Source organism: Neobacillus massiliamazoniensis, from assembly GCF_001048695.1.
Lineage (GTDB): Bacteria > Bacillota > Bacilli > Bacillales > Cytobacillaceae > Neobacillus > Neobacillus massiliamazoniensis.
In genome coordinates, this window is the sequence record NZ_CVRB01000006.1 from 1 (window position 1) to 24,287 (window position 24,287).

General features: G+C 36.1%; 25 protein-coding genes and 2 pseudogenes. 7 read left to right on the forward strand and 20 right to left on the reverse strand.

What is annotated here, in order from left to right; genetic code table 11:
* From BN1082_RS23815 to BN1082_RS23835, 5 genes and pseudogenes are all read right to left on the reverse strand, one after another.
* Window positions 1-334: pseudogene (locus tag BN1082_RS23815) on the reverse strand (hypothetical protein); the annotation flags it as partial.
* Between the two features lie 6 nt (window positions 335-340).
* Complete coding sequence (tnpA, locus tag BN1082_RS23820; protein ID WP_090639809.1) at window positions 341-733, reverse strand: IS200/IS605 family transposase; 393 nt, start codon at window positions 731-733, stop codon at window positions 341-343.
* A 100-nt stretch (window positions 734-833) separates the two neighbouring features.
* Complete coding sequence (locus BN1082_RS23825; protein ID WP_090639207.1) at window positions 834-2,207, reverse strand: DJ-1/PfpI family protein; 1,374 nt, start codon at window positions 2,205-2,207, stop codon at window positions 834-836.
* Window positions 2,208-2,863: 656 nt separating this feature from the next.
* The gene (locus tag BN1082_RS23830; RefSeq protein WP_141650920.1) at window positions 2,864-4,318 is read right to left on the reverse strand and encodes a WD40/YVTN/BNR-like repeat-containing protein; all 1,455 of its coding nucleotides are present in this window, start codon (window positions 4,316-4,318) and stop codon (window positions 2,864-2,866) included.
* A 335-nt stretch (window positions 4,319-4,653) separates the two neighbouring features.
* Entirely contained in the window at window positions 4,654-5,616 is a 963-nt protein-coding gene (locus BN1082_RS23835) for a helix-turn-helix transcriptional regulator (protein WP_090639212.1), read from the reverse strand.
* Window positions 5,617-5,726: 110 nt separating this feature from the next.
* Between BN1082_RS23835 and BN1082_RS23840 the strand changes: the two genes are divergently transcribed.
* The 3 genes from BN1082_RS23840 (at window position 5,727) to BN1082_RS23850 (ending at window position 6,961) form a co-directional block, all read left to right on the forward strand.
* Window positions 5,727-6,206 carry a GyrI-like domain-containing protein gene (locus tag BN1082_RS23840; RefSeq protein WP_141650911.1) on the forward strand — a complete coding sequence of 160 codons (480 nt, stop codon included), beginning with the start codon at window positions 5,727-5,729 and terminating at the stop codon, window positions 6,204-6,206.
* Window positions 6,207-6,228: 22 nt separating this feature from the next.
* Complete coding sequence (locus BN1082_RS23845; RefSeq protein ID WP_218055180.1) at window positions 6,229-6,693, forward strand: phage tail protein; 465 nt, start codon at window positions 6,229-6,231, stop codon at window positions 6,691-6,693.
* An 85-nt stretch (window positions 6,694-6,778) separates the two neighbouring features.
* Complete coding sequence (locus BN1082_RS23850) at window positions 6,779-6,961, forward strand: hypothetical protein (RefSeq protein WP_090639219.1); 183 nt, start codon at window positions 6,779-6,781, stop codon at window positions 6,959-6,961.
* Between the two features lie 277 nt (window positions 6,962-7,238).
* On the opposite strand, the gene BN1082_RS23855 is transcribed toward BN1082_RS23850, so the two are convergent.
* The 4 genes and pseudogenes from BN1082_RS23855 to BN1082_RS23870 all read right to left on the reverse strand — a co-directional run.
* Window positions 7,239-7,694, reverse strand: coding sequence for a (2Fe-2S)-binding protein (locus BN1082_RS23855; protein WP_090639221.1), 456 nt, complete (start codon window positions 7,692-7,694; stop codon window positions 7,239-7,241).
* Window positions 7,685-9,940 carry a xanthine dehydrogenase subunit D gene (gene pucD, locus BN1082_RS23860; RefSeq protein WP_090639223.1) on the reverse strand — a complete coding sequence of 752 codons (2,256 nt, stop codon included), beginning with the start codon at window positions 9,938-9,940 and terminating at the stop codon, window positions 7,685-7,687. The genes BN1082_RS23855 and pucD overlap by 10 nt, the downstream gene beginning before the upstream one ends.
* Before the next feature lie 12 nt (window positions 9,941-9,952).
* Window positions 9,953-10,813: an FAD binding domain-containing protein gene (locus BN1082_RS23865; RefSeq protein ID WP_090639226.1), complete on the reverse strand. Its 861-nt coding sequence runs from the start codon at window positions 10,811-10,813 to the stop codon at window positions 9,953-9,955.
* Between the two features lie 374 nt (window positions 10,814-11,187).
* A pseudogene (locus tag BN1082_RS23870) lies at window positions 11,188-11,423 on the reverse strand (methylated-DNA--[protein]-cysteine S-methyltransferase); the annotation flags it as partial.
* Between the two features lie 174 nt (window positions 11,424-11,597).
* Here BN1082_RS23870 and BN1082_RS23875 point away from each other — a divergent pair.
* Window positions 11,598-11,852, forward strand: a complete 255-nt coding sequence (locus tag BN1082_RS23875; RefSeq protein ID WP_090639228.1) for a hypothetical protein — start codon at window positions 11,598-11,600, stop codon at window positions 11,850-11,852.
* A 422-nt stretch (window positions 11,853-12,274) separates the two neighbouring features.
* Here BN1082_RS23875 and BN1082_RS23880 read toward each other — a convergent pair whose 3' ends face one another.
* From BN1082_RS23880 to BN1082_RS23910, 7 genes are all read right to left on the reverse strand, one after another.
* Window positions 12,275-13,759, reverse strand: a complete 1,485-nt coding sequence (locus BN1082_RS23880; RefSeq protein ID WP_090639230.1) for a hypothetical protein — start codon at window positions 13,757-13,759, stop codon at window positions 12,275-12,277.
* A 17-nt stretch (window positions 13,760-13,776) separates the two neighbouring features.
* Window positions 13,777-14,175, reverse strand: coding sequence for an IS200/IS605 family transposase (gene tnpA / locus BN1082_RS23885; RefSeq protein WP_090639232.1), 399 nt, complete (start codon window positions 14,173-14,175; stop codon window positions 13,777-13,779).
* Between the two features lie 512 nt (window positions 14,176-14,687).
* Entirely contained in the window at window positions 14,688-15,065 is a 378-nt protein-coding gene (locus tag BN1082_RS23890) for an FAS1-like dehydratase domain-containing protein (RefSeq protein WP_090639235.1), read from the reverse strand.
* Between the two features lie 504 nt (window positions 15,066-15,569).
* The gene (locus tag BN1082_RS23895) at window positions 15,570-16,100 is read right to left on the reverse strand and encodes an alpha/beta fold hydrolase (RefSeq protein WP_218055181.1); all 531 of its coding nucleotides are present in this window, start codon (window positions 16,098-16,100) and stop codon (window positions 15,570-15,572) included.
* A gap of 731 nt (window positions 16,101-16,831) precedes the next feature.
* Complete coding sequence (gene fabI, locus BN1082_RS23900) at window positions 16,832-17,611, reverse strand: enoyl-ACP reductase FabI (protein WP_090639238.1); 780 nt, start codon at window positions 17,609-17,611, stop codon at window positions 16,832-16,834.
* 171 nt (window positions 17,612-17,782) lie between these two features.
* Entirely contained in the window at window positions 17,783-18,151 is a 369-nt protein-coding gene (locus tag BN1082_RS23905; protein ID WP_090639240.1) for a YxiJ family protein, read from the reverse strand.
* A 789-nt stretch (window positions 18,152-18,940) separates the two neighbouring features.
* Window positions 18,941-19,855 (reverse strand): LysR family transcriptional regulator, encoded by a 915-nt coding sequence (locus BN1082_RS23910; protein ID WP_090639242.1) that lies wholly within the window; start codon window positions 19,853-19,855, stop codon window positions 18,941-18,943.
* A 122-nt stretch (window positions 19,856-19,977) separates the two neighbouring features.
* Between BN1082_RS23910 and BN1082_RS23915 the strand changes: the two genes are divergently transcribed.
* Window positions 19,978-20,292, forward strand: coding sequence for a thioredoxin family protein (locus BN1082_RS23915; protein ID WP_090639244.1), 315 nt, complete (start codon window positions 19,978-19,980; stop codon window positions 20,290-20,292).
* A 393-nt stretch (window positions 20,293-20,685) separates the two neighbouring features.
* Window positions 20,686-20,925 carry a hypothetical protein gene (locus BN1082_RS23920; protein ID WP_090639247.1) on the forward strand — a complete coding sequence of 80 codons (240 nt, stop codon included), beginning with the start codon at window positions 20,686-20,688 and terminating at the stop codon, window positions 20,923-20,925.
* 295 nt (window positions 20,926-21,220) lie between these two features.
* On the opposite strand, the gene BN1082_RS23925 is transcribed toward BN1082_RS23920, so the two are convergent.
* From BN1082_RS23925 to BN1082_RS27885, 3 genes are all read right to left on the reverse strand, one after another.
* The gene (locus tag BN1082_RS23925; protein WP_090639250.1) at window positions 21,221-21,871 is read right to left on the reverse strand and encodes a hypothetical protein; all 651 of its coding nucleotides are present in this window, start codon (window positions 21,869-21,871) and stop codon (window positions 21,221-21,223) included.
* A gap of 181 nt (window positions 21,872-22,052) precedes the next feature.
* Window positions 22,053-22,670 (reverse strand): hypothetical protein, encoded by a 618-nt coding sequence (locus BN1082_RS23930; protein ID WP_090639253.1) that lies wholly within the window; start codon window positions 22,668-22,670, stop codon window positions 22,053-22,055.
* Between the two features lie 339 nt (window positions 22,671-23,009).
* Complete coding sequence (locus tag BN1082_RS27885) at window positions 23,010-23,147, reverse strand: hypothetical protein (RefSeq protein WP_176699931.1); 138 nt, start codon at window positions 23,145-23,147, stop codon at window positions 23,010-23,012.
* Between the two features lie 254 nt (window positions 23,148-23,401).
* Between BN1082_RS27885 and BN1082_RS27890 the strand changes: the two genes are divergently transcribed.
* Entirely contained in the window at window positions 23,402-23,572 is a 171-nt protein-coding gene (locus BN1082_RS27890; protein ID WP_176699932.1) for a hypothetical protein, read from the forward strand.
* A 123-nt stretch (window positions 23,573-23,695) separates the two neighbouring features.
* On the opposite strand, the gene BN1082_RS23935 is transcribed toward BN1082_RS27890, so the two are convergent.
* Window positions 23,696-24,193, reverse strand: coding sequence for a DinB family protein (locus BN1082_RS23935; protein ID WP_090639255.1), 498 nt, complete (start codon window positions 24,191-24,193; stop codon window positions 23,696-23,698).
* Window positions 24,194-24,287 lie beyond the last annotated feature (94 nt).

Consider the following 24,287-nt stretch of genomic DNA (forward strand, 5'->3'; position numbering starts at 1 on the left):
GATGTTCGACTATAAACTTTGAATCATTCTTCGTTTTAATTCCAAAAGATTGTATAGCCGAATCTTTAAATCCAAAGGTTTCATTTAAAAATTTAAATTGAGAAGAACGCTGTGTTTTAAACTTCTTAGTTTTAGGGAGTTGAACTGTTTTTCGGTAGAGGGTAGTGTGTTGAAGGCGGTGAAGTCGTTTTATCCCTTCTCCTAAACAAGCATTATACAATTGCCTTGCACAATTGGATAGCTTCAGAAGATGTTTTACTTGTTTAGGAAGGGTTTTTAAGCGAATCGTAGCGGTAAAAGTAGGGGTGGATTCTCGTTTTTCTTCTTCTGACATATCCTTTTATACTCCTTTCTGATTTTCAATATATTGTTTCACTACATCCAAAGTAGTTCCACCAACGGTGGAAACAAAATAACTGTTTGTCCAAAGAGAAGGAATACGGCTTTTTAGCCAAGGAAATTCTTTACGAAGAATACGGGAAGAAACCCCTTTTAAATGGCGAACCAATTTGTTGATACCAAATTGAGGGTCTACCTCGACTAAAAGGTGAACATGGTCGGGCATGACTTCTAATTCGATAATCTCCGCTTTCACCCCATTGGCTACTTCAAAAAGAATAGATTTGAGTCTTTCATCTACTCCTTCCACTAAAACATTTCTCCGATACTTTGGACACCAAACTACATGATACTTGCAGGAATAAACAACATTGTTATTTGACTTATACTTCATATAACTTTTCATAGTTAAATTATACCATATAACTAAATCTAAACAACTACTTTTGATAAAAAATGCCCTATCCCTCCGCCTGAAGGCGGGGGCTTGCGGACTAGTTTGAATTATGGTCAGCCGGTCCATGACTGGCTTTTTTTAATTGGACAATAAAGAAAGTTACCAATAAAGCTAGTAATCCGATTAGAAGTACATTGTCGTAAGTTTCAAGAGGAAATGGTTTGCCCTCAAGATGGATACCATTCGCACGATATTCAAATCGTTTTACAGCATGCTTGGCAGTTAAAAGGTCTTCTTGTTTAGCTAAGTCTTCCAATGGTTCTTCGAATGCATATCTGTTTGGTGAATCACTATGAATAAGGAGGGTCTCTTTAGCATTACCCTTTTCACTCCAAAGTTTTACGTCGGCTGCAGCTAGGGATTTTGCGTTTCCACCTGGTATGATCATTTTATCCAATCTTGGAGCATTCGAAATTTGATGCCTAGCCACTATATTAAGGTGATTTTTTGTAGCAATGGGTGCATCCGAATTCGAAACGGTCAAGACTTTTGTCGTTCCTGTTGCTGCGTAAGTATCAAATATAGAAGATAATGCGATTTCATCCATGTCGTTATAAAGTAGTACACCTGCCTTTGTCTTATTCCACTTGAAGGAAAGATTCAATAAAAAAGTTACAAAATATATGTCCTTTTGAATAGGTTCTACTTTTGGGTTTTGAACGAAGTGGTAAGAAGGATAACTGATTTCATTCGATATTTTTTTAGACATGGGTTCTCCGAGTTTTTGAGCTATCAAATATAGCACAGCATCGATACCTGCAGTTTGACCCGCTGAAGTTAAAATGTTTCCTTCATGGACATACCTCACATCTTCTTTCCAATGAGTGTCAGGATATTGCTTGCTTAGTAAAGAAATACCTTGCCAGTGTGTGGTGGCTGATTTTCCTTTTAATAACCCTGCATCGGCAAGATTCTCTGATCCACTGCAAATGCTCAAGATAGTGGTTTTACTGCTGGAATGTTGTTGAATCCATTCCCGAGTGGGTTGATATTTCTTTTCATCATATATCGGCATGTAAGGAACCACGATAATGTCGGGACTTTTGCCTAATAATTTATCTAATTCTTTATAAGAGTAATGCGGTACTACATCCAGTCCGCCCGATAACGTCTTTACGTTTTTGTCTGGGGCAACTGCAAATACATTAAAAGCGTTTGTTCTAGATAACAAATCATAGGGAATCATAAAATCAAATACCTCTGTGTCTACATTCGCTAATAGAACTGCTACTGTAGGTTTATTAGGATCATACTTTGGTGGTTTAACACCATGTAGAGAAGGAACGGGCTCATGGCGGACATTCTTGAAAAAATCATTATCAGAACGAACAAATCCGAGGTAGCCCACCCCTCCGACAAACACGGCGAAAATCAATACATAAACAGCTAAACGTACTACTAACTTTTTCATTTTATATTCCCCCTTAATTCGCCTTTCCAGATTTGAATGTTGTTATTCTTTAACGCGACAAGAATTTCCCGACTCCAATGAATAAATGTTTGATACATTCTGAACAAAAATCATATTTTCCACTTTCCAAAATGTGGATATTTGGTTATTGACTACGCTTGTGAACTACTCTCACATTGTATTTAGTTTGAACATGATAAATACCGTACTCTTTTTGGGTATTACCGCAAAATCTCGTGGTACCCCCGCAGGGTATTTGTTTTTATCTTGATTCCATATTACCTTTTTTCTAAAGATTCATAATTGTGCCAAAGAACGATTTTTATATCAGACGTCAGACTTAGCTGGTTTCAGACCATAAAAAAAGACAGAGACTTAAATAGTCTCTGCCCAATATATTGCCTTAAAAACCGATATCAAGTTATAAGAAATAGACCGTAACTTGAACAATAAATAATTACCTTGATTTTTGTGTCAAATATGAATTTAAAAGGGTGAGAATTTCCCCCTCCTGCTTCAACTGAACCGTTCGTATAAAAAAAGCTGCCATTGGCTACCATCCTATGTCCATTAGCTATTTATCAATTAAAGGTCTTACACTATAAGTATCAACGGTATTATTATATTTTTTAGATATTATTGTTTATTAAATAATACTAACTACTTTTAACCTCTTTCACATACTCCCATGTTTCCCCTTTATCTTTTGATTGATAAAGTGCACTACTATTACCATTATAATCTCCATCTGATCCTTGCCCAACTAACATATTAAATACTCCATCTTTCTCATAAGGCATACCTGGAGAATCAAAAGGACTTATAGACTGTCCACTATCTAATTTTACTTCACGGGGTGTATAATTTACCTTTTTAAAAGATATGCCCCCATCATCTGTACGATATAACTCGCCCTCAGTACCAGAAGGTCTGACTGCTACTAAAAATCCAAGTTTATCATTTAGAAAAGTTATTCCTGATGCACTACCAATTGTTCCATTGAATGGATCATTATTTATAACCTCCCATGTTTTACCCCCATCAATGGTCTTGCTTAATGAATAAAACGTACTTCCTAGTGCTTTATCAGTAATATTTAGTTTATAACCAACTTCTTTTGATAGGTAAAACTGTTCCTTGCTATTCGTTAAATCTTGTTGCTTCTCTTTAGAACTCTTTTGATTTGGATTTGTATTTGCTTTACTCCAATTTGGGTCACCTATTAAGTTATATCTAGCAGGTACTACCTCTTTCTCTTTTCCAGGGACAAATATAGATACAGTATATCCTATGATTTCAGAAGTTGATTTTTCAAGATTATGCTCCTTACCATCCTCATTAATATTAATAATTCCCTCTGTATTGTATCCCCAATTTCTTTTTCCATAATAAACTAATCCATACTTACTTTCATTCCACTTACTAACTGTTTGCTTAACTGGAATAGCATTAACCGTTTTAATTAGAGGTTCTACTAGTTTATCATCATCATAATCTGGATTTGCATATCCATTTCGTATTATTGTAATATCTTGTGACTTTTTCTTATCATAAGCTATTAAATAAGTTTCCTCTTTCCCGTGAGCATTTTTCCCATAAACAAATGTATCAAATGCTGTAATTATTCCATCTGAATTAAATGTAAGGTCAAAATCACTTGCCATATATAATTTCTTTGGCAAAGGATGTTCCTTATTTATATCTTCAAAAATACCTTCTACTCCAAATTCATATATGTTGTTATGTTCAAATTTAACTGATCTTTCATTTTTTAATCTTTCTATAAACCATGCGAGTTTGCCGCCATAATTTGTTGCACTTTTATAAATCTCTACTCCATAAAATGATGTTATTGCAACAATAATTAAAATAGAAATATATTTCCATGCCTTTAAATTAGGTAATTTTTTAAATTCACGTTCTTTATCTGTTATAATTCTAATTGTAGTGAATGTAATGATAGATATTAAAAATACTATACAAAATAATAAAATATAAATATTATTATTCATTCTTCCATACATACATAATGAAGCTAACTCATAACAAAAAATCCAGTATCCAATTATTAATATTGGATTTGTTAATAATGATATAAGTATCCTTTTTATAATTCCCCCAAATATGTAAATCACCCCTGATCAAATTTATTAATTCTATTTTTAGTATACTTTGTTTTACCAATATTTGTATATCCCTTTAATTACCCTATTATTTAGTTACTTATGAATTAAAGTTAAAGTAATCGGAATTAATATTGTAATAAATAACAAATAAAAAGGACTCCATCATGAAAAGATCAGTGCTAATTCCTTAATTCTAATTTTTATTAAATTTAATCCAATAGACTTAAAACAAAAATTCACTATACTCATATTGCAGATGCAGTCGCTCAAATAAGTGTTCTAACAATGCTTAGTGTTATTTGGGTTTTAACTAGCACTGCTTATGGGCAGAATAAGCATAATCTCTCTTTTAAACCTTCTAAGACTTCTTCTGGCACTTCCCTGACCTTGATATCCCCACCTAGGAAAAGTACCCAATTTGTTATTTCGGTCAATTCTTCGGGATTATTAACATTGATAAAAGTCTTTAGAATGGCTGTGGTTTGGTAAGGATTCGTATAGGAAATTGAAACTTTTAAAGGATGGTATTTTTTGAACTGGGCAATCGCATTTGGACCAAGTTCAAGGACAAGGTTAATTACTTCTTCCTGCTTACTTAGTTTTTCTAAAATCTTTTTCTTACTCAATCTTTTTTTCGTAGGGTATGGTTTGACATTGGTGAGATTGTCGACAGGGAAAATCTGCCTCTTTTCATCCTCTAAGTCAAAGCCTTCAATCATCCAAATGCCTTTTTCATGATAAAGGTGCAAGAGATAAATTGGATAAGACTTTATTACCTTCTCCTCTTTGATGCTAATCAATAAATAGCTATCCAAAAGAAGGAATTGGATGAGTTTTTCTAACATTGGATGGGGTAGGTCTGACAGATCAAGTAGGTCGGGATTATTGGGGTTGGTCCCTCCAAAAAGCAAGATTTGATTTAAAAGTACAAGGTCCTCTTGCTGGTTTTCTGAGATGAGGCCTAGTAATTTTTCAGCTAAAGACTGACGACTCTTTAGATAAGGAAGTTGTTGATTTCTTGTGGCCATAAAGGCAATAAAAAGTGCTTTAATCTCATTATCGGTAAAACGAACAGTGGGCAGGACAGAGTTGTTCATGACAAAATAACCCCCATCCCTTCCAACTTCAGCGACAAGTGGCATCCCCATGGCTTCAATTTCTCTGATATCTCTAATAGCTGTCGAACGAGAGATGTTAAATTCTTGCATGATTTCAGAAATTGTAAAGTGGGCGCGGTTGTTGATATACCGCATGATGATATTAATCCGTTCAACTTTTTTCATCGGGACCTCCTAAACAGTATCATTTTTTGACATGATTTAAGGCTATTATAAACTCATCAAGTGAAAAGACAAATCATTTGATAAATTTAAAAAAGAGGAAGGTTTTGAATATGGCAAATTATACACTAGAAGAAAAAGACAGCTTTACCGTTTTAGGTATTGGAACTGAGCTTAGGAGCGATTACACAGACTATGTTGGCATAAACAAGGAAAAGGCAGACTTTTGGTGGGCCGTCAAACAAGATGGAAGGCTTGACACTTTAAAAGCCATAGCCACAAATGACTACATTTTTGCTGTGAACGAAGCGGTGAATAACAAGATGATGCATTATGCTGGCGTCATGACAGATGCATCGGTACCAGAAGAATCTAGAGTTATCCAATTCCCTAAGGGGGAATACCTAGTTGTTAAAGGGGAAGGGAATACGGCTGATGAGTTGAGTAATAAGCTTGCTGGCATTGCCTTTGGTCAAGTCTTGCCAGAAGCAAAGAATTTTGCCTATGTTGGTGGGCCAAATACAACGGTTGAGATGGGGCAGCGAAACGGCTTAGTATTTGGTGAAATGTGGATTCCTGTTGTTAGGAAATAAAGAGATTAAAGGAGGGATGGAATTGTCCACTATCGTTGATTTTAAAAATGTGTCTACGGTTGGTTTAGAGTCTTCACCTGTAGTAGAAGCGCTTGCTGGTTTACGTGCTAATGAAGCCCGTTACTTTATGAACAAATACAAGCATGAATTTACGGTTGTACCAGCTAGCGAAAGCCAAGAGACCCTTGATTATGTGAACCGAATTTTGAAAGAAGAACGTGATATTGAGTTTGCGGCCAAACCTTTAGAAACGTCGCGTTTTCAAGTGGAAAATATCAAATTTGCCTACGTCATTTATGAGGATGGTCTTGTGATCAACGTTATGTATACGGTTGATGACCCTAAGAAGCGGGCTGTTGGTTTTAAGCTTTCTGAGGGGATGGAGGTACCAACGGAGTTAGAAATGAAGTTTAAGTTTGCTAGGCAGAAGTCTAAACTAGCTGGAACAATTCGGGGATCCTTTTTTGTAATTAAAGGAGAATATTAAAGTAAGCAAAAGTGCAAGTGAACGAATTCAGCCGTTTTTTAGTATTTGGTCATTCTTTTTCTTCATTTGGATAAGAATATCCTGATTGAGCAAAAAAATTAAATTCATCGCAAGAGCAAAAACAACCATTCATGCAGCAAATGTTAATCTTGGCATTAAAACAACAAAACAGCACCTCTCCATCAAATTAGAGGGTGCTGTTACTTTTTTGCAAAAACCGCATTTACTTATGATACGGTTCAGCGTTATGTATCGAAATGAGGTTTAGCAATTTTGGTTTAGTAGGTACGATTTGATAAAGCCTTATCAGACATACATATGATATTCGGGAAATTCATGTAATAGTCCAAAATACTTCAGTCTTTAATTCCAATCTGCACGTTTTATGTAGAAATAGGAAGTAGGTCTTGCAGTTCACTAACGACATATTACGTAAGTAAATAAAATACGATCACTATAAGTGGCAGTGCTAATCCAACACAAATCCTTTATTTACCGGTTTTGAATAGTTCAAGAATAATCATTTATAGAATCTTTAAGAAACCCTAAATTGAGTTGACTGCTCGAAGAATTCCACCATATCCTGTACAGCGACATAGGTTACCGGACAGTCCTTCTAGTATTTGTTCTTGTGTTGGATGTGGATGCTTTTCTAAAAGTGCTTTTATAGCTAAAATCATCCCAGGAGTACAATATCCGCATTGGAAGCCGCCTTCCTCGATAAAAGCCCTCTGAATCGGATCGAGATTTTCTTCCCCAAGCCCTTCAATCGTTAAGATTTCTACCCCATTTAATTGGAAAGCCCTTAATAAACAAGAATTCACTATTTGGCCATTCATTAAAACTGTACAAGCTCCGCAGCGGCCGATACCGCAAGAAACTTTTGTTCCTGTCAAACTAAGGTTATCCCGAAGAATATCATTCAGACTGCACAATGGAGGAATATGAAGCTTTACATGTTGATGATTTACTTTAAACTGAACCTCAATGTTCATATCCATTTTCCTCTCTCCTTTTCCACTGCTTGTAAAATTTCCTCACGTGAAACAGGAATTCGATTACACCAATAACCGATTGCATCATGAATTGCTTTTACGATCGCAGGGGCAACAGCTACCGTTCCAATTTCTCCAATCCCCTTTGGACCGAATGAATCTCCAGGCTGTAATGTTTCAATTGCATACACATTCATTTCAGGTGGAATATCACAAATGGTAGGAATTAAGTAAGTGTCAAAATTCTCTGTCGTGTACTCTCCTTTTTCCATTTGGCAGTCTTCCATAAGTGAGAAACCAATCGACATCACTCCACTACCCTCAATTTGGCCAAGATAACCCATTGGACTAATGACCGGACCTGCAGCGATCGCCTGGTCTAATCCAAGAACCATAACTTTCCCAGTTAGTAAATCTACTTCAACTCCTGCCGCAACTGCAGCAAAAGAAAAAAGGTAACGCCCTTTTTGTTTAACATCATTTGATTGTGGATATGGGAATTCAACTAATACCTCTATAGGTTCATTTAATTGATTTCCTAAATCGCTATAAGAAAGAACAAGCCGTGAATCACTCCATATTCCACCTGGACCTAAATACATCTGATGTTTCGGAACACCCATCAATTGTGATACATGCTGCAGAATGTGGCTTTGAAATGATTCTTTCATCTTTTCAATGGCTAGCCATATCATCGTCGTTGCCCGAGAAGCCGTTGTCGAACCAGAATGGGGAACTAGATCCGTGTCACCAATCACGACTTTTAGATCATCACTTCCACAATTGAAGGCATTCATTAGTAATGTTTCAATGACAGATAAAATCCCCTGCCCTACCTCTTCGCCACCAAACGCACCTATGATTTTACCATCTTTGCCGATTGAAAGACGTCCTGCTCCTGGATCAGGTATCCCGCTGCCTAAACCGGAGCCGAGCATCGTAATAGCAATACCCACACCCCTACGTTTCCATTTATCAGATCCAACCTTTGTCATTCGCAAAATGTTAGATTGTTTAATGGCATTCAACGTCTCTTTTGCTCCATCAGATGGTATGATTGTTTGATCAAGTGGTCCACAATCGTCCATAGACCTAATATTTTTTTCACGTAACTCAATCGGATCCATGTTAAGTTTTTCTGCTAATCGATCAAGCTGCCCTTCGAGTGCAAAAACTGCTTGATTGCTTCCAAAACCTCTAAACTCTCCGGATATACCATTATTTGTATAGACAGATACTCCTTCAATATCAATGTTCGGAATCCGATATGGTCCAACAGCGTTTTCAACTGCATTCTCCAATATTGGCTGTCCTAACGTCGCATAAGCTCCAGTATCAGCGATAATATAGACTTTATGCGCGAAAATATTTCCTTTTCTATCTGCTCCTGTTTTCATGGTAATACGCATCGGATGACGCTTGAGTCCTGCTCGTATCGACTCGTTCCGATTTTGATGGATTTTTACAGGCAATCCTGTATAAAGTGCCAGTAATGCCCCATATGGCTGAACATTTAATTCATCTTTTCCACCAAATGACCCGCCCATCGGACTCGAAACAACCCGTATTTTATTTTCTTTCATATTAAGAATTCGTGAAAGCTGAAAACGATCAAAGTATCCATGCTGCGTTCCCATATAAACGGTAATTCCACCATCCTTATTAGGAACAACCACTCCGCCTTCAGTTTCCATATAAGCATGGATCTGCCTTGAAGTATCATACGTTTCTTCAATAATGATCTCACAATTATTAAAGCCTTCTTCTATATTTCCTTTTTTAAAGGAGGATCGATGAAGGATATTTCCCTTTTCGTGAATGTTGAGAGCTGATGATAGTATCGATTGCTCGGGATCATCGATAACGGGTAGAACTTCATACTCAACCTTAATTAACTGTAAGGCTTTCTCTGCTATCTCTTTTGATTCTGCAGCAACAGCCGCGACAGCATCGCCTATAAACCGAACCTTATCATAACAAAAAACGGGCTGGTCCGGTTCGAGTATTCCAAACCCATTTAGCCCTGGTATGTCCTTATAAGTTAAAACTCCATGGACACCCTTTAGTTTTTTGGCTTCGTCTATATGGATGGATTTGATCCTTGCATGGGGATATTGACTGCGCAAAATTTTTCCAAACAACATATTTGGAAACGATAAATCTGTGAGATACTTTAGAGCCCCTGTTACCTTTTCTACTCCGTCAGGTCTAACACGCCAGTTTTCACCAGTTGAATCACGATTGAGATACAAGGCAATCCCCCCTTAATATAATGAATCTGTTAAACCGGCAATTAAAAGGTTGGCAGCTATTAATTTTCGATATTGAGAGGAAGTATAGCGGTCAGTATGAGGCTGAAATTCTTGTAATATTTGTGCATGTGCTCTTTGACATAATTCTTCAGTTAGAACTTTTCCTTTTAATTGGCCTTCACAAATTAATAAACGTTTAGGGACCATGTCTCCGCCCCCAACCGCAAGACGAGCTTGTTCAACTTCATTTTTGTCGTTCACTAAGAGAGCACCAGCTACAGTCAAAAGGGAAAGTGTAAAGGCTTCACGTCGGCCTATTTTTTTATAAAAAGTTTTATTAGAGAAATTAGAGGATTTTTGTAAGTGAATTTCGGTTACTATTTTGTCCGAGGGATTCTGATTTAAGAAATTTATTAACTCGTCGGTTATATACTGTTTTCCATCAAACGAAGTAATCTTGGCATCCAACACCAAAAGGGCAGGAATAAGGTCTCCATAACCACAGGCTATGTTCCCACCAATGGTACCTTGATTGCGTACCGCTGGTGAACCCACATTTCTAGCTGCTTCTGCTAATATGGGCCAGTATCTGTGAATATCTGGGCTGCTTCGGCAAGCTGCTAAGGAAGCGAAAGCACTAATGTTTAATGTATGATCGGAAGACATCTTCACCTTTGGCAAATCTTCAATTCTTCCCAAATGAATTATATGGTTAGGCACAGCCTCCCCTAATTCCCAACGAAGCTGAACCCATGTTCCTCCAGAGATATACATAGCATTTGTACCTAGTTTTTGTTTTAATTCCCATGCTTCTTCGATTTGTTTGGGAGTCCAAACCTTAGGTGAAACAGTTATTCTAGCATTTCCATTCAACTCTACATCACCTCGTCCTTTTCAAAAATCAGTGGATGAACAGAAATTTCCTTTAACCTAAAATATTATTCAATTAGGAAAAAAGAACAATTACTTACCCTGATGCTTAAATTTCTGTTTAATAATCAACAAAAAAACTAGCTTGTCAATCAAAGCTAGTTTCACACAAATAAATAAGAATCGGTGTCAGGCACCATATAAATACGGTACAAAAAGCAAGCAACTGTCCACCTATGGTTAGACGTTTTTTTACATTGCATAGATATTTTAACAGGTTTGCTGTATTGTCGAAATATATTTAATTAAATTCAAGAAAAGGGAAAACCTCATTTACTTATGATACGGTTCACCTCAACGTATCTAAATGAGGTGCTTTAAAGTTCATAACCTCTACTTATGTTCCTTTTTAAAAGATCTCCATGTTGAAGCAGCCATTCCTTTCTCCACAGACCTCCTGTATAACCGGTTAATTTCCCATTTGAACCTATTACTCTGTGAAAAGGAATGACAATACTTAACTTGTTTTTTCCATTTGCACTCCCTACAGCTCTAATGGCTTTTTCATTCCCGATAGAAACGCAATATCCTTATATGACCCTGTTTCAGCGTAGGGTCGAGTGAGTGGGGGTTATTGCATTTCTTAGGAAAAACGTTGATTTTATCCTTATTAATGATGTTTGCCCCTGACAGAACTTGTCCAGAATTTATATACATATTAGTAATAGCTTGAATAAATAGTTCCTTATTATTTGTTAAGACAGAGCAAGATAGGAGGATAAAAAGCTTGCCTTCAATTATAAAAATAGGAATTCTATTTGTAAACTCTCCGCAACCCAATGCAGCAGTCAACGTTGGTCAAACTGTTATTAATGGAATGGACGCCAACAGAAAGTATAATTTAAGCATTGGTGGGAGTTATGGTACTAATAATGTAATTACAAATAATCCAAGTACTATCAATGGACCAATCGATGGGCAGATCTTTGACCAAGACTTCAAACCAATCATTGTTGGCGGAGGAAAAATGTATAAAAGGTGATGATTTACTTTATACCGTAATAAATAGAGCTTTTCCCCTCTATAGCCGAGGGGTTTTTATTTTGCAAATTTCGTTGAACCCAACTTTTTTACTTCAACATCTCTATGGTTACTCTACATCCATCAGCTTAACAAAAATAAGCCACAATGGACTTACTACCTAATTAGCTGACAACTCCCACCGCTGAAGCAGTGGGGTTCTAGGGTACAGGGGATACATGGTATCTAGCACACTTCTCAAGGATACCCTTATCTTTCCTTGCGGAAAGAGTTTCTACCAAAGCACTGGTGTGCGTTCTCCTAGAACATGAACGGACGTATTGCGTATAGCAAGGCACTTCTCTCAATAAGCCTGAAAAGACTCTTGATGTGCTTATCGTTCCGACCTCTTTTGGGCGTTGTCACGACCAATCGAATTTGTATTTATGCGACAAACCAACTTAATAGTTTACTTGATGATTGTTTTAGTCTTGCAATCTCACGATTATGCAATTCAACAAAGCGATCCCACCCAGCTTTGCATAAATCCATATCAATGGAATTGAGCGATTCATTCGTATTGCCTATTAAGAAGGCACTATATAAATCTCGTTGGATGCGACACTCTCCAAAATCATTCCACCGGTCTGAGAGTTGTTTTTTGTGGTATTCACCAGTTAGATGATTAAATTGGCTTGCTTTTATAGAGAAGGTATCGATTTTCTTTATTGACCGTCCTTGATAACCAAGTTTACGGTCAACAATCGTTAGCAGCATGGCAGGAGCATGATTAGCAATGGACTTCCCGAACCGTTTCTTCTGATTCATCTTGCCATTCCGCTTATTACGAGTAGTTTTCTTCGCACGTTTTTGCAGGGAATGAAACCGCATCGTTTCTACTCGTACATCAGAACCAAGCGCAAGAATATCGTTCGCTAACTTTTCGTGTGACATTTTCCGTTGGGTCGCGATTTTCCGATATCGTTCTTTGCGTTTTCTACGTAACTTTTTGTATCGGTTGGAGTAGTTCCAAATTAATTTACCTTTTTTAACGGTTCCATTGTCATTAAAATGGTCGGGATTGGTCGCTCGTTTAGACCTGTCCATTTTTCGCTGAATACATCGGAGTTCTTTTTCGTCCGCATTACACTCTGGGGCAAGTTCACGAAGTTCTACTGAATTTTCACTACTAATGGCGATTGTGGATGAACCAATGTCGATCCCTACCCGTTTGGTATCATCATCCGCAATTTTGTGGTTGCGTTTTGTTGGGGGATAGCCCTCTTGAATTAGTTGGACGAAGTAGCGTTCCTTGTCGCGTACTTTACGTTTTAAGATCCGCACATACTTTGTCCTATTCATCAAGGCTAAATAAGCATATTCATCACCGGATTTCGGTGCAATTGCCATACATAGCCAATTCTTGGGTTTAGGATTTTTCTTTGTCGGTTTATCCCCCCAAAGAATATGGCCATCGGCATAGCGCAAGCCAGTGGTATTTGATTTATTTTCAACAGAAATATCATCATCAAATGCTTTGAAATGCACTCTTTTCGCTTTTCCATAATGTAGTTTCTCGACTGTTTGAAAAGCCCTTGTCGCAAGTTTTTGCGCCTCAAAGCTGCCGATATTCTCCTTAAACTTCTGTTGAACGGACTTCACAAAATGGTGTAATCCATATTCAGAAAAGCCGTGGGCTAAACGAATATCCGCTAGTTGTTTATCACGTTCTTTCGATTTAAGTACTTTAAGCAAAGTGCGGTACTGCTTATCCGCTTTTACAGCTTTATGTCGTTTCAGAGCTTCACCTAGGCAAGAATTATAAACCATTCTAGCTATTTTAAATTTCTTTCTCAATCGGTGTTCTTGCCAAACAGGAATGCGCAAAGCAAATTCGATTGTATAATTTGGTGTATTTTTTCTTGCCATAGGTTTTAAACTCCTTTCTAATTTCGTTTTTTCTGATTTTCAACGTATCGTTTAATCGTTTCGCTCGATACATTTCCAGCGGTAGAAACGAAATATGAGCGTGTCCATAGACTAGGCAAATGATGAAGGTGCGGAAATTCTTCACGCAATTTTTTTGAAGTCACTCCTTTGATTTTTGCCATCATATCTGCAGGACTTAATGTTGGGAGTGCATTGAGAAACAAATGCGTATGGTCTTTATCACATTCATGAGCGATAACCTGTATTTGTAGTTCCTCACACACTTCCTTTACTAACTCTTTGAAACGTTGTTCTACCTTAGGTTGCAGAAAAATTTTTCTTCTATACCGAGGACAGAACACAAAATGATAATTCAATAATGAAACGGTTGTGTTTGTTCTTCTGTATTCGTTCATAAATAGATTGTATCAGTTTAACCTTAAAACTACAACAGATGAACAACAAAAAAGAGTGGAATATTCAAATACTTGAAGTACCACTAACCTTTGGTTCATCGATGGCACTCCGTATTTGACCTCACTCTCATCCCTCGTCTAAAGACGGGCTACGCCTTGGGTGGGCTTTCTCATTCGTGAAAATCTGTAAATTCCAATTATCCTCAATTCTTCTAAATTCCCACTTCTCCAATTCCTTGACTAACTCAGCTATATCTTTATCTCCTTATACAATCACCTTTTCTAAATTTGTATGGTAAGACAGTTCCTTCTTGATCTGTTTCCACCAATGAAAAGCAACCATTTCTGGATTTCGTCCTTCTAATTTGAGTGGAGTGAACCATTTTGTGATCCTTTGCTATAAGATCTGAAAAGAATATCAATCGATATGTTAACTTTCTTCATCGTCATAATTTTACTTAGTTAAATCTTATTCAACTAAAGCACCCTTCGTTTAATAAAAAATATTAAGTTTATAATATAACTCCTGCAAAGTTTCCTCTCAATACTTGTTTCTCATTCTGATTTGTACATAAGAAAGATGCCAAAATAGACGTTCTATTATTGTCTTGCTTTTCAAACTTCTCGATTTTTACTTCACATATTATTGTATCTCCTGTAAAAACCGGTCTTAAAAACTCAAAATTCATAGTACGAGCGAGTACATTATAATCTCCACCAACCTTTGTTGGTAAAGTAGCAGTTAACAACCCTTGAATGACAAGTCTCCCCTGTTCGTCAGGATTAATATGATGATTCCCTTCATCCAAAGATACTTCTGTAAACATTTCAACATCTTCTTTGTTGAATGTCCGTTCAAACCTAATTATGTCTCCTACTTTTAATGCCAATCTGAACTCCCCCTTGAATTCAATATTATACTAACAGTATAAATAAATTTGAAAAGTCAAACAATTATTAAGCTAAACTGAACCTTTCGTTTTTGTTTAATTGAAAATCTATACAAATCTTTATCTTTTTAATGGAATAAGATAATAGTTTAATATGCAACAAAAAAGTCCTCTAAGAATCTTATCTTAGAGGACTTGGAGTAAAGAACTTTTTAATGAAGTTAATAACTATTTTACCTAGTATAGAACATTTTTTCATGTCAAAATGATACTCATTATTTTCTCAGTCTACAACTTTATTTTCCTAGCCTAATACTTTATTTTCTTTCAACATTTCAAACTTTCATTAACCAATGTGATCCCTTAGACGTTTGATGTTAACATTCATAACTATTCTTTATCATCCCTATCATCAAAATCCTGAGAAAGATTCGGCGAGAGAGCCCATGTTGCTTGTTACGTGTCACATATAAACCCGCGGATCGCCGAAGCTAGCAATTGAGGCTAATCCTCGGGGATTAGGGTATAACTGTCGGGGATTTCCATATATCTTCCTTGCGGGAGAAGTTCGGCCAGGCGGCGTCCGTGTACCTTAGACATGACCCGATCCTCGGCTGCCCAGATAACCAGTGAGGGGCGATTGAAGGACCGCAATACTTCCGCAGCATGAACCATTTCATTCTGATTGGCCGCCTTCAAGTACCTTTCTAAGTCTTTCCGGATAGCCGGATTCGAAATGAACGGCTGCAGCCATTCGTCCATCACCTTATCGGGGATCGGCCGCTTAGCCATCCATCCGAAAGCAAGTGGAAACCGCCGTATAAATCGCAGTCGCATCTGCAGGGCGAGCATTGCTAGTCCACCTGGTATTTTCGCGAAGAGCGCCACCGACCGGCCCGGGAGACCGGGAGGATAGTTGTCAAACGCTTCGCAGGACGCAATGACTAGGCGTCCAATCCTGTCTGGCTGTTCAGAAGCCAGAGTTTGTGCTCGCCCAGTGTCATTCTCAACCAGCGTGATGACTTCAAGATTCATCTGCTCTAAAAATTCCCCCAAGAGCATAGCTACGGAGTGAGGAGACAGCGCAAAATCGCTCCGTACAGGTATCTTGTGAGCACCCATAGGCAATGTAGGAACAATGCAGCGAAATCCTTTCGCAAGTCGGCGACGACCTCGCGCCATAAAGAAGGGCCAATCACTAGTCCCCCCATGAGGACTACAACAGGTCCTTCACCACCGGTATCCTCATTTTCGATGACGCCTGAAGAAAGCTCGATCTGTGGCATTTACGATCACTTCCAGTTCACAAAAGTAGCTTCTTTTTTCAATTTAATGACATTTATATTCGGTAATGTCCACATTATGTCAGCCACTGACGGATAAATGGTTGGAGCAACGTTCCATTTTTCAGTGAAAACCGACCGCTAAAAGCAATTTTCGATAAAAGCTTGTTCCTCATTATCTCCAAACCCCTTATATTTTTTGGGGGTGAATTTGAGCTATAAAGCGACTTACTATCCAGACATAAATAAATTAAAACGATTCAGTATTTACCAAACTTATTTTCATTTTACTTTGACAAATATGTGTTGCATTAAACTGTCCTTTAATAAGAAAAAAATAAAAACGTCAACCTACGTAAGGCTGACGTTATGATTAATGTCCGCTTAATCAACGACCTTTATTCCGATCACTCTATCGAATGCAATTGTTCAAACTCACCATACTTTACTTCAATGCGTAGCTCATGATTAATAGGATCCACGCTATCCGATTATATTATAACCTGAATCTACATAAATAATTTCACCTGTAACTCCTCTAGATAGATTACTAAGCATTGCGATTGTCATATCGCCCACCTCTTCTTGAGTTACATTTCTTTTTAAAGGTGCAGATTCTTCAATTTTATGAAGTATTTCATTAAAAGAACCAACTCCTTTAGCAGCAAGTGTGCGAATTGCTCCAGCAGAAATAGCATTAATACGAATATTGTCTTTTCCTAAGTCTAATGAGAGATACTTTACTGATGATTCAAGAGCCGCTTTTGCTACTCCCATAACATTATAGCCACGGACAGCCCTTTCAGCTCCAAGGTAACTCATTGTAACGATGGAGCCACCTTCAGTCATAAAAGGTTTTGCTTCTCTTGCAACAGCTATTAGCGAGTACGAGCTAGTATCTTGTGCAAAAGCATACCCAGACCTTGAAGTATTTATAAAATCCCCTTTTAAATCTTCAGAATTTGCAAATGCAACTGAGTGTACAATTCCGTGGATAGTTCCTACCTTTTTTCCAATTTCTTGAAAGGCATCTTTAATACTTTCATCATTGTTTACATCGCATTGCACGATTAATTGAGCAGAATGGTTATTTTCCATTAATAACTTATTTAATTTTCCTAGTGAACGTTCTAATCGATAGGTGAAAATAAGATTAGCACCAGCTTTATATAGTGACCTAGCCACTCCCCAAGCTAGGCTACGGTCATTAGCAACCCCCATTATTACAATATTTTTACCCCTTAATTTAAGTAAATCTTCCATTTTATCCCCCTAAGTTGAATAATAGGTTTTATTATTATAGCTGGTATTAATACCTGATACCAATTATATTATATCATAATAATTTATTAAACTAATCTGCCTTTACTTTATCAAAAAAAAGCATTTCTCCTTCTTTAAGAAACGCCCTCGTTAGCACACTAAAGAATATTCTTACTTCACAACTTGTAATAATAATTTTCTTGTTTCTTCAAAGTTTTTATATTCCTCATAGAAGTCTAGATAATTATTAATTTTCTCTTCAAAAAACTTATATTGGTTAAAGAAATCAAAGAAGGACATTTGGAAAATCTCAATCTGACGTTTGGTAATTTTATCTGTTTTCCCTGATAAAACATAACTTAGGGTTCCAGCTATATTCATACAATAAGTATTGAAATCACCAGTTAGACAGTCCTCTTCTTCGGATAAATTTAAAAACTCGACTCGGAAATCTACTTGTATTCTATCCGTATCTTTATATGGAAATGGCTTATCCAATTTGTTTTTAATATCAGTAAGTTGTTTTATTATATTGTCCATTTTTATCACCTGATAAATATGTCATTTACCTATTTTATCACGTTTTCTTCTTGAACTAACCTACCCGTTCGTTGAATAACAAAAAAGGGGGATCACCTCAGCAATCCCTTCCTCAATTAAAGCACCCGGTAGCTTAATAAGTTTTACAAAAAAACATTAATTCTTCTTGGATAGACGCCCCAGTTGGTTAAACAAGACATAATAATTAACTTATGATTTCTTCTTTGGTTTTCTAAATAACAAATAGGTAAATAGCAGCATAATAATAAGCATTATTTTATCATTTTTTACAAACAAACTATACAATCCACATCCCCAAACTAAGAAAAGTGAGATTATATTCCATATAATATCGGATTTTTTACCATTCATTTTGTTTCATGACCCCTTCTTGGACACGATACCGAACACTTTTAATAACATATTCTTCTTGTTTTATAATTTATCCTTTTTGAATTAACCTGCTTCGATAGTTGAAGTGTAAAAATTCACAATATCCACTTTGCTTTAAAATTGTTATTAAACAATATGGCCCTTAAATAAAAAAGACGCGTTCCTAAATAAACGCGCCCGATTGTTGAAGATCATGGTATTTCCATAATTTGATTACTATATTTAATTTGTGATACGGTTCGCCGAATACTATCTAAGTTAGGTTTACTTTTATTACTCAAAATTAACCAGTAGAGGTGGCTTTATTGCAAATTGGTAGGTTTCAATATTAGATAAAGACAACCTATTAGCTTGGATCTATTTTTTTAATTTCACATGAGGAATTTCCTTAAAAAATCACCTTTTTTTTACAATAACAGAACGGTAGCTATTAAATAATTTTAAGGATAAATTTTTTGTGAACTCTTGTGTTTCATTAATAAAAGCAGTTAGGACGGGAGTAATATAATCCTTTGAACGTACCTCTAACCCCAAGTTTTGGTACACTTGAGGACTTAAATATGCAGCAGAAACATTTGGAAATGTTGAAGGAATTGCCATCTCCGGAAGTATTGTACTTCCAACACCTTCTTGAACCATAGCTATGATAGTTGCTATATCTCTTACTTCAAATTGGATGTTAGGAGATACTCCTTGTTCCTTAAAGATTGAACGAAGTACATAATCACATTCTTTTGGCATTATGAAAGGTTCATTAGCGATTTCCTTTAAATGTATGTAAGATTGAGTACTCATTTGGTGTCTTTCTGGCACAAAAACTACCATTTTATCCTGAAGCAATGGAATGAATTCAAATTCATGTACTTCCTCTGTGACAACGCCAATATCTATAACCGACATTTTAATCCAATTTTTTATTTCTTCATAACTTCCTTCATATAAAATGACTTCGATACCTGGAAATCGTTTTTTAAATGAACTAATCATTCCTGGCAATAATTTAGCTGTCATGCTTGAAATACTTCCAATTCTTATTGTTCCAGTTTCAAGTCCAGTGATCCCTGCTGCCTCATTAATAATCTTTGTTTTAATCATGATTAAATCTCTAATCAAACTCGTAATCCGTTCACCAATTTTGGTTAAGCTGACACCGCTCCTGTGCCGGTTTAATAATTTTATATTTAACTCTGATTCCAACGCTGCTACTGCTTGACTGACCGCAGATTGTGAGAGACCGATTTGCTCTCCAGCCTTAGTAAAACTTCCTGTTTCAACTACCTTTAAAAATACTTCTAATTGAAATAAAGTCATTGGATACCTCTTTCTTAGATATCAGTTTTACTTATATATATTATAATAAACATTAATTTCACTTATATTATAACTCATCATATAATACATTCAACGGCAAATGAAGAAAGGTGAGGAAGTTAATGAGTATCTTACACGCAGATCGGCAAGATATTATTAAAGAAATTCAAATGAGTAATTTAGTTCTTATAGATTGTTGGGCCCCGTGGTGTCCTCCTTGTAGGATGATTGGAGCTGTTTTGGAGGAAGTTCATCAAGAATTTGGATTAAAAATTGTAAAAGTGAATGCCGATGAAAATGAAGATTTTATTAGTTTGTTTCAGGTATTAGGCCTTCCAACATTATTGCTTTTTCAAGATGGGGAACTTGTGAAAAGGATAACTGGTTTTCAACCTAAAGCTTTACTTATCGAATCCTTGAAAGAATGGATTAATTGAATAGGCTGGATTCTACTAATATCCTATCTTGAAAGGCAGAATACAATAATTAAGAAGATATAAAGAAAATAGCAGACATTAGAAATAACTTATGAAGAATTAGTAATATTCAGGATGTTCTTCTAAAATTTAATTGAACAAGACAGGTAAATATTCAACTGATGTAATATGGTTAAGGAAAAAGATAATTTAATACAGTACCCTGTTAGATCCTACTAACTTATAAAGCAGGAACCTGCAACTATTCCTGCTTTTTTTTCATCATACTTAATACGCAAATTAGGAAAACCTCATTTACTTATGCTACGGTTCCCCACTATTAATGCTAAATTACTTCCTCAACAATCTGGCCTAATTCATTAAGAAAGGCGCATAATCAGGGAGGAATAAAAATTGAAATCTTCTCTAGTAAAAATATTTGATTTATTTTTTGAGAAAAGAGAAACAAAAGCCAAATCAACACCAATTACAACTGTCTTTCTAACACTGTATGGTTTACTTTTGTTACTCTCGATCATTAATCTCCTTAGGCTGTTTGAACATAAAAAAGTCCTAATTAATGTATTTTATTGGCTTTTATTATTTTTAGTAGTAAAACTTGCAGAGCTCATTACTTCTAGAAAAAATAATTAATATAATTGAAAGAATAACTAGTACCTTTAGCGTTTAATTTTACTTCTCAATTTGTGTCAATTACGAAGTTAATAAACAACTTCTTCTTCAACTATCCTGCCAGTTACTTTAAGAAGAAAAAAGCGACCTTCGTTATTGAAGGTTCGCACCCATTACTTGAATAAGAAATTCCTTCTATTGAATTGAGTATGCCTTTCCCCAATTCAAGACCTTCCGCCCCGGGGAATAATCTTGTTCGTTTTTAGACTCACTGTCTTCGGAAGGGAGTCTTTTTTATTCCTGAAAGACTTTCTCGTTAGTTCGTCGGATAAAAATCTACCTTTTCATAAGAATTTGTAACAGGATTGAATATCTCGCCTTTATGGTTGATTTTTCTATATCCAAATGCATCTGCAAGAACAAAATAATTATTTGGAGCAGGATTATGAGATAAGAAAACCATGATTTCGGAGTTCTTATCTTTATCTTTATTAGCTTGTTGTTCTACTTTATAAACAACCCTTTCAGATTCACGCTCTTGTTTAGAATATTGTTTTGGCTTATGAACAACACCTTTACTATCAATTTTCTCGGGTACCGGTGTTGCGTTCTTCAGATAAGTATCCAGAGTAACTTCGCCACCATAATACACTATATCTATCCCATTCTTCATTTCTGAATCCGTCAGGGTTCCCTTTAACACTTTGGTTACTTTCATGTGTGACTCAGTTTCAATCGTATCATGGTCTACAAACGACTTATTATCTTTTTCAAATTTCCCTACTAAAACAACTGACGCCTCTTGATACATTTTGTCAACAGTGGTCGCTATATAATCCGGATGAGAAGCAATCGTAAATGCTGTTTTCATGCCTGCTGTATTACTAGATGCGTTACTTTGATTTGAACAAGAAATAAGACTTAGAAAAGCAACTATTGCAACTATTATAAGAACAGACTTTTTCATATACCATACCTCCACCTAGTAAAAAATCATAATTCATTGACCAAAATATTCCAATATGTACTGTTTTATTCAAAAGGGTTAAGTTTTTTTATGATAGGTTTAGTTGAAGAAGAGAAAGGGCTGCCGCAACAACTAATTGTTGAACAGACGCACCTGTTAGTTTAGCAAGGGATAATGAAAATTAGTCCATTTTTATGACAAATTCAAGACCCGTCGGTTTTGTTTTGAATGGAGTTTTACATTCTTTAAAGACCAATTTAATTTTAGAAATATCGTCAGGTAAAGGTGGCGATACAATAAAAGTGTATGATATATGTCCTCTTGAGCCACCACCCCATTCATCATTTCGACAGTCGTAATCAGTCCCTTCCACATCGTCGATGGAAAGGTCAAACCAGGTATGCTCTGGAAAAACACCAGGCATATCATCGGAATCATCTTTATCAACGTTAAAATGAACCACGCTGGCATTTTCGAATTGACGTAAAAATGTTACCGAATAAAACAAATCATCTTTTTCAAATGATTTTAAGATTGGTATGTTTTTAAGAAATCCTTTTGGCTCTACAACAGGTTTATATACTTCTTCGTTTAAAAACTGTCCAAATACGCTATTTAAAAAATCTTCATATAAATTATATTTTTCAGACCAAGCAGAAATAAGCTGGTTAGTTGGAAAACCAGGATTATTATTTGATATATCTTTCCGTTGTTTTATTAAATCACATAATTGTTCATCTATGGCTTCAATTCGTTCATCATAGTGTTCAGTTGGTGGTTCGAAAGGCATTCGTTTCATATTTTCCGCCTCCAAGGATATTTTAAGTTAATTTTATTTTAACATAAAATGGTAAAATAAAAATCTTATTATAACCTTTTCGTTACTACCAGATCTAAGCCCTTTTTTTTCAAAACTTTAATTCATTTACCTCGCTATTTCTAACATTCTTTCTTTCGGTAATCTTGAACTATTCATTTCTACATAAGTACCATCTTATATCCCAGGATTGAAAACTCCGCCTTTATTGTTAATTTTTCCAGATTCAATAAAAATAGGGCATGGGAAATTTCCATGCCCTGTTTTTTTGTTTTTGAAATTTGTGCATCAACAAGTTACTTTGGTTTGCCGTTCTCCGGATTAAAACGGCTCTATGGCTTTCTCGTTTTTACCAGTTTGAGGCTGATTTTCAATATTTCTCTCTTCGGCTTCCTTGGGAATTTCTTTAAGGTGTTTATTTACTTCTTCTACTTGGTTAGTAGTTCGCATTTCATCCATTTTCAAAAACCTCAATTCATTAAAATATCTTTGATAAATATAATATGCCGCAGTGATGAAGATTTTATGTCCATTGAATCAGACCTGCAGTATTTGAATGGACGCCTAATTATATTGCATAGTAATAACAGCAAAAAAACGGTGACGAGGATGATAATTATGAAGGACGTATCTCTTCAAATTTTTTATATTTCATTTGAAAACTCATTGACCCAGAAAGGTTCCTTCCCACTAAGAGGAAAACGCAGGAAGTCGTGGCTTATAAATGGTTTAGGAAAATAAAGAGAGAAATGCCACTTGGTGCAGATCTCGAGAAAGTGATCGCAGACGGTGACGACATCACTGAAAAAGTAAAGGAAATTGAAAAAGCCCGATTTCTCAGAAAAATTGAGAAATTGGGCTTTTTCGTTACGGCCAATTCTTGAATATCAATTTTGTGTTAATGTAATATAAAAACCGATTCAGTACGCAAACTGAGTTAAGAAATGAAATAAATTCTGAAAGTACAAAAAACCGGCAGGTGCCGTTATTTTTGCATCATGATGATATCAGTTCTTTTGAGCTTTCATTGCTTCCCATTCTTCTTTGCTAGGACCATATACGCCAGGAACTTTCAAGTCAGCTTGTCTCATCAGGACAGTCAATTGTCCACGATGATGTGCTTGATGTTGAATTAGCATACGGAAAACAGCTTGAAATGGCATGTCCATTCCAAATAAATTCACCATTTTGTTCATTTCTTCATCTGAAACCTGTTCAGAAAATGCTTCTGTTAACCGCTGACTTACTGTTTTGTAGGTCTCGCTGATTTCAGCAGCTGATTTCGGTGCCTCTTTTTGAAGATCAGGAATCTCAAATTTTAATCCAACCTGTGAAGGAAAGAAGTAAGTTGCTCCAGTAATGTGCCAAGCTAGGCTTCCAATGCTGTATAATCCTGGAGAAACCTCCTGATTCAATGATTGATCCGTCAGCACATCCAGCACTTTTTGGGTAGCAGCTGTTTCTTGTTTCCATTCGTTTAAGAATTCATTTACTGATGTAAACATTCCATTCCCTCCTTAAATTAGCAAATCAAGCCTTTCAAATTCATTGTACCATGTTCAGCTACCATCCGCTTCTCTCAAATGCTTATTAAGCGAA